Below are 2,547 nucleotides of genomic sequence, written 5' to 3' on the forward strand. Positions count from 1 at the left end.
ATGGCCGACAGGACTAAACCGCTCGCGCGGTAGGGGGCTGCGGCCCGACTCTGGCGGCGAATGGGAGGCCAGTGGCGCCGGTGGTTATGTTGGTGGTTGAGGCAATCCGCCTCGCCCTCCAGCAGGAGCCCCATCATGACCTCCTCCGATCCGGGCATCAGCCCGCTGCGCCGCCATATGCTTGAGGACCTGCGCATGCGCAGGTTCGCACCGAAGACCCAGGCCGCCTATCTGCGTGCCGTACGTCAGTTCGCCCGATACCTCGGGCGTTCACCCGATACCGCCACCGTCGAGAACCTCCGGGACTACCAGCTGCATCTGGTCGATCACGGCGTGTCTCCGATATCGCTCAACGCCGCCATCAGCGGGCTGAAGTTCTTCTTCGAAGTCACGCTCGGCAAGCCGGAGCTGATGGCGCGGATGCAGCCGGTACGCGTGCCCCGCACGCTTCCGGTTGTGCTCAGCCCCGAGGAAGTGCGGCGGCTCATCGCGGCAGCCGGAAACCTCAAGCATCAGACCGCGCTGTCGGTCGCCTATGGTGCCGGGCTGCGTGCGAGCGAAGTGGTCGCGCTCAGGGTCAGTGACATCGACAGCCAGCGCATGACCCTGCGCATCGAGCAGGGCAAGGGCCGCCGCGACCGCTACGCGATGCTTTCGCCGGTCCTGCTCGAACGCCTGCGTGTCTGGTGGCGCGTGGCCCGTGCCCAGGGCTGCATGCTCGATGGCGGGTGGCTGTTCCCCGGCATGGATCCCGTCGATCCCCTCACGCCCAGGCAACTGACCCGCGCCGTCCATGCGGCCGCCGAGGCCGCAAACATCGACAAGCGCGTCTCCATGCATACGCTGAGGCATTCGTTTGCCACGCACCTGCTGGAACAGAAGGAGGATATCCGCGTGATCCAGGTGCTCCTTGGACACAGGCAGATCGAGACCACCACGCTCTATACCCAGGTCGCCACTGATCTCCTGCGCAAGGTGATCAGTCCACTGGACCGCCTGCCCGCCGGATAGCCCGGCCGCACGCGGAGCCCTCCGTGCTGGAGGTCGCGGACATCTTCCGCGCCCGCGGGCCGGCGTGGCGACAGGGCGCCCGCCTGAGCCTGGGCCAGCTGAAGGTCATGTCGGCCATCGAACAGTGCCGCACCGCGGCGCTGGGGGGACACGTGTTGCGCTGTTCCGGCTGCGCGCGCACCGAGATCGCGTACAACTCGTGCCGCAACCGCCATTGCCCCCGGTGCCAGGGCAGTGCCGCACGCCGCTGGCTCGAGGCACGCCAGGCCGACCTGCTGCCGGTCGAGTACTACCACGTCGTCTTCACGCTACCCGCGCCGATCGGCGCCATCGCCTGGTACAACAAGCAGGTTATCTACGGACTGCTGTTCGACATCGCCGCCGACACGCTGCGCACGATCGCCGCTGATCCCCGGCACCTCGGTGCGCAGATCGGCGCCACGCTCGTGCTGCACACCTGGGGCTCGGCGCTCACGCATCATCCCCACGTGCACGGTATCGTTCCCGGTGGCGGCCTGTCACCGGATGGTGAGCGGTGGATTGCCTGCCGGCCTGGCTTCTTCCTGCCGGTGCGCGTGCTCTCACGCCTGTTCCGCAGGTGCTTCCTCGAAGCGCTCACGGACGCACACCGGTGCGGCCGGTTGCAGTTCTTCGGTGAGTATGCCGGACTTGCCGACCCGGCTGTCTTCGCCCGGTGGCTAGCGCCGCTGCGTACCTGCGAATGGGTCGTGTATGCCAAACGTCCCTTCGCGGGCCCCGAAGCGGTACTCGCGTATCTCTCACGCTATACACACCGTGTGGCGATCTCCAGCCAGCGCCTGCTTGCGTTCGATGAGCGCGGCGTGACGTTCCGCTGGAAGGACTATCGTGCGAAGGGGCGCACCCGCTACAAGACGATGACCCTCGAGGCCGGCGAGTTCATGCGCCGCTTCCTGTTGCATGTACTGCCCGGTGGCTTCCACCGCATCCGTCACTATGGACTGCTTGCGAATCCGGTGCGCCGCGCCAGTCTCGCGAAGGTGCGTGAACTGCTGCACGTCACGCCAGAGGTCAGCGCATCACCTGAAGATACCCTCATCGAAACGAGACCGGCCTTCATCTGCCGGCACTGCGGCGCCCCGATGATCATCACCGATATCCTTGCGCGGACCGCGCCGATTCGCGCGCCACCCACGCCCCGGGGCGTGACATGACGACAACTGCTCCTGAACGTGCGACCCGACGGCAACGCCGCCCGCGAGTGCACGTTTGCGCCTGTCACTTCGTACAGACTCCCACACATCTGCTTCGCCCGTCCATTTACGCGACTGCACCGCTTCGTCACCGCATCACGGACCATCTGCCAGACAGTTCGACCACTCATCGGGCAACGTCCCTGAACATTGCGGGCCATCAATCACCATAGCCTTCGCCACTTCGACCACATCGGAGCACTCCGCGGTTTCCTCCCTTCTGGTTTGTCCAACGCCTGCCCGCATGCGCTGACGCGCGCTTGCGAGCCTGCGGACATGGGCAGGCGTCGAACAAACCTAAAGA

The 2,547-nt window shown here is 66.2% G+C and carries 2 protein-coding genes; both read left to right on the forward strand.

Translation table 11 applies throughout. The features are described from left to right. Nucleotides 1-135: 135 nt before the first annotated feature. A complete protein-coding gene (locus GCT13_RS47335) occupies nucleotides 136-1,011 on the forward strand; it encodes a tyrosine-type recombinase/integrase (RefSeq protein ID WP_152768398.1) in 876 nt (291 codons plus the stop codon). Then, nucleotides 1,008-2,204, forward strand: coding sequence for an IS91 family transposase (locus GCT13_RS47340; protein ID WP_407670980.1), 1,197 nt, complete (start codon nucleotides 1,008-1,010; stop codon nucleotides 2,202-2,204). The genes GCT13_RS47335 and GCT13_RS47340 overlap by 4 nt, the downstream gene beginning before the upstream one ends. The last annotated feature ends 343 nt before the right edge of the window (nucleotides 2,205-2,547 follow it).

The sequence above is a fragment of the Paraburkholderia franconis genome (assembly GCF_009362735.1).
Lineage (GTDB): Bacteria > Pseudomonadota > Gammaproteobacteria > Burkholderiales > Burkholderiaceae > Paraburkholderia > Paraburkholderia franconis.

What these genes read in the sequence shown, in the direction of transcription:
- GCT13_RS47335 (WP_152768398.1), top strand. Translation starts at nt 136, where the DNA reads ATGACCTCCTCCGATCCGGGCATCAGCCCGCTGCGCCGCCATATGCTT.